Source organism: Enterobacter cloacae complex sp. 402C9 (assembly GCF_050030745.1).
Lineage (GTDB): Bacteria > Pseudomonadota > Gammaproteobacteria > Enterobacterales > Enterobacteriaceae > Enterobacter > Enterobacter intestinihominis.
Window position 1 is genome coordinate 1 of record NZ_JBLGUW010000005.1, and the last position, 4611, is coordinate 4611.

The following is a 4611-nucleotide window of genomic DNA, read 5'->3' on the forward strand; positions in this document are numbered from 1 at the left end:
GTCTTCTTGTAAATCCAATTCTAAATTCAACCGTGTTAGCTTCTGCTCTATTTCTAAGCTGTCGTTCTCTGACTGTTTCAGCAATTTTATTAATTCGTTGTTGTTCAAAATCAATTGCTTCAATCTGTCTTGTTCTTTCTTCTCTTTGGCTTTTTGCTTCTCTTGGTTCAATTTTATCATTTCTATTATTTTGCTCATTTAATTCCTCGCTATCATTCTTATTATTATCAAAATCGTTAAAAACAAATTTAGAGAAACTATCGAGATCAAAGCTGTCTGTATTTTTATGTTGATTGTTCTGATCTTCATGGTCATTTGTTTTTTTAGCTCTTGGCTCAATAATGCTCGCATTTTTTTTCGGTGGTCTGTTATATCTTTCAGCAATTCTTCTTGATCTGTTTTTAAGTAATTTATCAAAGATCTCTCTATGTTCTGAGAGTGCTCTTTTAGCAAATTCTGGATCTCTTGTTCTGTCGTTTTTTGGTGGTTCTCTATATAGGTTGTAATCTCTGCCCTCTTCATAAATGTCTCCTTTTAACACTGTGGGTTTTTCGTCTTCTGGTGAAAACTTAATAGATATCTGATTTTTTCTAACTCTGTTGATGTGAATATCTTTTGATTTTAAATAATCGATCAACTCATCTCTGTTGTTTATTTCTTGAACAATAATTTTTCCGAGGATCTCGTTCTGTATCTGTTCAAGTTTTGCTCGTTTTTCTTCCGGGATGTTGGTCGGAACCCTGATCAAGCTGTTCTTTTCGTCTTTGTCCAACACTGACGAAAAGCCGTGCTCAAAGTTGTTCTTCTCACAAAACGCATTGAAAAGATGATGATCTGTATTGTGGTAGTAAGTTTTGAAGGCTCTGCCGTCTTGTAGAGCGTTAAACGTTGTATAGTTAAGTTCTAACCTTCCCTTGTCCATATGCTGAACCCACATGATAGGAGGGCGGTTTTCAGGTGGAACACCAGAAAAAAGCACCTCTTCAAAATCTGCGATCATCTTCTGTTTTAAGTTTTCATCTGTGTCATTTTCCTCGAAAGAGAGAACACCAGTAATATATGGGTGAGCAAATTTTTTAGACTTTATATAATCATTAAAATTCTCAATGTCTGCTCTTGTTGTTGTTGTCATAACCTGAACAAATTTGCGATTTTCTTCTGTGTCCGTAGGTCTAACTCTTAGAATATAATTAAGAGAATGCTCAACATTCTTCTGTCTTTGTTTACCTCCTATCTGTTTGTGTATCATTGGCAGATCCTCTCTTTATTTTTTCGATGTCGTCAACAATCTGATCAAACAAATATGCGAACTGTTCACCATTACCAGACAAAAAACAATCAATGTTGGTGTTCATTTTTTTAGCGATTTGATTAATGTTGTTAGCAACATTAGATAGCAAAAATAATTGTTCCTTGTCGTCGTTTTTATGTATTCTATTTTTTAGTTTTGTAGTGCTTGTCAAAAGTAATTCACGAATGGCAGCAGCTCTTGTTAAATCTAATCTTTTAGTTAATTCGTCAACTTCTGACATTTCTTGATCTGAAAGACAAAGAGAAACAAAATTTTTTCTCTGATATTTTTCTTTATAATCACGCATATTCTGTCCTTTTCTTTTAGCTTTTTTATTTTGACCTTAAGGGGGATTGAAGGGGGCGAAGCCACCTCACCAGTAAACAATACGAAGTATTGTGCTAACTGGCTATCTAATACAATTAGTAATACAAAAAAAATAAAAGTCAATCACGAGGGATAATAATTAGGCAAAGTCATTAAAAACCCGCCTAATTAAATTTAATAAAATCACTTAATTAATTTATAACCATCTTTTAAACTAAACCATGTATGCATAAATACAATATTTCTACCAAGCAATTTTTTTATATCAGCCGGTGTTAATGGCTTATCATACAAAACAAAATCAGAAAGAACCTGATAATATGTTTTATCAGGGACACCATAGTGATCTTTCTTCAAAACCTCACCACTGGCAATACCATGAGCAACAATCCCCTCTCCTGACCTATATAAAAAAACTAAGGAACCTTTTTCGATATAAGTCATTTTCTCTTTATAACCATCCTCAAATGTCGCAGCAATACCATTAGAAACCATAAATAAGTCATCATCTTTATCATGGACAATATTAGTATTCACGACATAACAATTAGGATAGATACCAGCATGTAAACCATCATCAGATTGGTTAGCCATATCTTTTAAACTGGTATCATCAAAAATATAACGTTTAAGAAGAAGATAAGTAAGCTCATTACGACTATAACCAGAATTCTGACTGGCAATAGTAAACAACCGATCTTCATCCAAAGTAAGCCTAAGATTCACGGTAGAGGAAATCTGTTCAACAGCATCTTTTTTGTCTAACGATTTTAGAAACGACATACAACCCCCAAGTCAGAGAAAACATCAGTACACTAACCAGAACATTAACACAGAGTAGTGATCAGTACAATGAAGTTTCTCTGAATGGAAGAACCCCCAAGAGAGGGCTGTTATCTGATATGGTTAAGGCGATTACTTGACAAGATAAAAGGTTTACTCTGTGAAGAATCAAAAAACCACCCTTGGAGAGGGCTGTTATCTGATATGGTTAAGGCGGTTACTTGACAAAGGAAAAAAACCAGTTAAAACAGAAGAAAAGACAGAACCCCTAATGCTACGGTCGCCAAACTCATCGCATTAGGGGTTCAGGGAAAAGGAACTACTTATGTATAACAACGATAATCAACAAAATTTTGTAAGTCAAATGCCTGTGAAGCCTTACTGCTCTGATGATTTGAGCACTGGACTTCGTATCAGGAAGAAAGAAAAAGCACTGGAAATGCTCTACATACAAGCAAACCAGCCTGCCATCCAAACCTGTTTGCTTTTCGATCTCGATGATGACAACTGTTTCTATAAATTCGAAGATGTCGGGCTTCCTGTACCCCACTTCATAACGAAAAGCCCGAACTCAGGAAGATGCCACTATGGATACATACTTCAGAACGGAGTGTGTAAGACACAACAGGCACGATTAAAGCCTCTAAGGTATGCCGCAGCCATAGAAAACGGTATGGCTAACAAATTAGGATCAGATCCGGGATACGTTGGACTAATCACGAAAAACCCGCTAAATCCACACTGGTCACCCTACTGGTCTGGGGCTGATCTATATGATTTAGATTATCTCGCCGATTTTGTAGACCTAAATGCTCCTAACCCAAAAGAAAAGAGAGGGCTGGAGTATGGACTTGGCCGAAATGTTAACCTTTTTGACGATCTACGCTTGTATGCGTATAGGCACGTTTTAGAGTTCAAAGATTCATCAGGTTTTGACTCTTGGATGCGAGAAATAGAGAACCAAGCCATTAATTTAAATACGTTATGTAACCCTAAAAACTTACTACCGTTTGGAGAAGTAAAGGCAACAGCCAGAAGCATAGGAAAATGGACTTGGAAAAATTTTAGTCGTTCTGCATTCTCCAGCGTTCAAGCTCACCGAGGAAGAATGAATGGTGGAAAGAAGAAAAATAACTATAAAAAACAATCGAATATAGAAGAAATGATCAGGTTTTTAGGAGGTGAAAAATGAGAGTCAGCAGAAATGGGTTAACACAAAAACAACTGGCAGAAAAATTTAACATCTCAGTCACAACAGTCATAAAATACACAGCCATAGAAAGGGAAGAGTATGAATCAAAAGCCAAGGAAAGACGCCTGAAAGCTTACACAATGCGTTCTAACGGCTTTTCTCTTAAAGAGATAGCATTAGAGCTTGGATGCTCTTACAACGCAGCAGCGGCTCTCGTGAAGCGATATAAGCATATAGATATGCTGAAGAACCATTCTGTTGTATAATAAATTTTAGAAAATATAGAAACTGTGGAGGGTTTATGAATTTAGAAACACTATACCATAATGATTTAAAAGAAAAAAAAGAAACAGATTTTTCGTTTTCTATCGAAGAAAGAAAATGGGCGGCTGAGGCAGTAGCCGATTGTTATAAAAGGATTGAAAATGGAACTGCTAAAAAACTAAAAGCAAGGGATTGATTAAATGTATTCAGTAATCACCGCAAATAATACGCTGGATGAATTCGTCGAAGAATATCTTTCTGATGACGATTTCAACCAGTTGATAAGAAAACTTGAAAACATGCCACATACAAGGCCGTACTGGGAAAACACACGCTATAAATACATTATAGCAGCAAAGATATATTTTCTTTATGAAATAGATGACTCTAATATGTATGTTTTCATACTGGCAGCAAAGTTTAATAATACAAGGAAAACATTTAATTTTGCCAAAACCCCAACACAAATAAAAACCATGAAAAAATGGATTAAGAACAAAAAGAAAATTTATCAATAAAGAATTTTCTATAATTTTTTTTCGTAATGATTCAACAAGAAGTTAACCATTGTTTTTATATTTTTAATGTCATCGTCAAAATCTGAGTCTTTTAATTTCATTTTTTTGTTTTCCTTTTTCATGTATTTTTGTCTCTTCTCTTCTTTTTTCAAATTTTTCTCTGACTTCATCTTTTCTTGTATGGACAAAAAACGGTCTGACGACTTTTTGAAAAAATTGAACAAATCCACCAAAAT

The 4611-nt window shown here is 34.9% G+C and carries 7 protein-coding genes; 4 read left to right on the forward strand and 3 right to left on the reverse strand.

Translation table 11 applies throughout. The annotated features are described in order from the left end of the window. From ACQG1K_RS25505 to ACQG1K_RS25515, 3 genes are all read right to left on the reverse strand, one after another. Positions 1-1249: hypothetical protein (locus ACQG1K_RS25505; protein ID WP_426760356.1), on the reverse strand; the 1249-nt coding region annotated here is incomplete at its 3' end. Further along, positions 1224-1598: a plasmid mobilization relaxosome protein MobC gene (mobC, locus tag ACQG1K_RS25510; RefSeq protein ID WP_239808184.1), complete on the reverse strand. Its 375-nt coding sequence runs from the start codon at positions 1596-1598 to the stop codon at positions 1224-1226. The genes ACQG1K_RS25505 and mobC, both read right to left, overlap by 26 nt. A gap of 203 nt (positions 1599-1801) precedes the next feature. Next, positions 1802-2401 carry a hypothetical protein gene (locus tag ACQG1K_RS25515; protein WP_128318009.1) on the reverse strand — a complete coding sequence of 200 codons (600 nt, stop codon included), beginning with the start codon at positions 2399-2401 and terminating at the stop codon, positions 1802-1804. 325 nt (positions 2402-2726) lie between these two features. Between ACQG1K_RS25515 and ACQG1K_RS25520 the strand changes: the two genes are divergently transcribed. Genes ACQG1K_RS25520 through ACQG1K_RS25535 form a run of 4 tightly spaced genes read left to right on the forward strand, consistent with a single transcriptional unit; the run spans position 2727 to position 4375 of the window. Beyond that, positions 2727-3593 (forward strand): replication initiation protein, encoded by an 867-nt coding sequence (locus tag ACQG1K_RS25520; RefSeq protein ID WP_128318010.1) that lies wholly within the window; start codon positions 2727-2729, stop codon positions 3591-3593. Further along, entirely contained in the window at positions 3590-3859 is a 270-nt protein-coding gene (locus ACQG1K_RS25525) for a plasmid replication protein (RefSeq protein WP_128318011.1), read from the forward strand. Before ACQG1K_RS25520 ends, ACQG1K_RS25525 begins: the two co-directional genes overlap by 4 nt. Before the next feature lie 35 nt (positions 3860-3894). Continuing rightward, a complete protein-coding gene (locus tag ACQG1K_RS25530) occupies positions 3895-4053 on the forward strand; it encodes a hypothetical protein (protein WP_426721186.1) in 159 nt (52 codons plus the stop codon). Positions 4054-4057: 4 nt separating this feature from the next. Further along, entirely contained in the window at positions 4058-4375 is a 318-nt protein-coding gene (locus ACQG1K_RS25535; protein ID WP_265869419.1) for a hypothetical protein, read from the forward strand. Positions 4376-4611 lie beyond the last annotated feature (236 nt).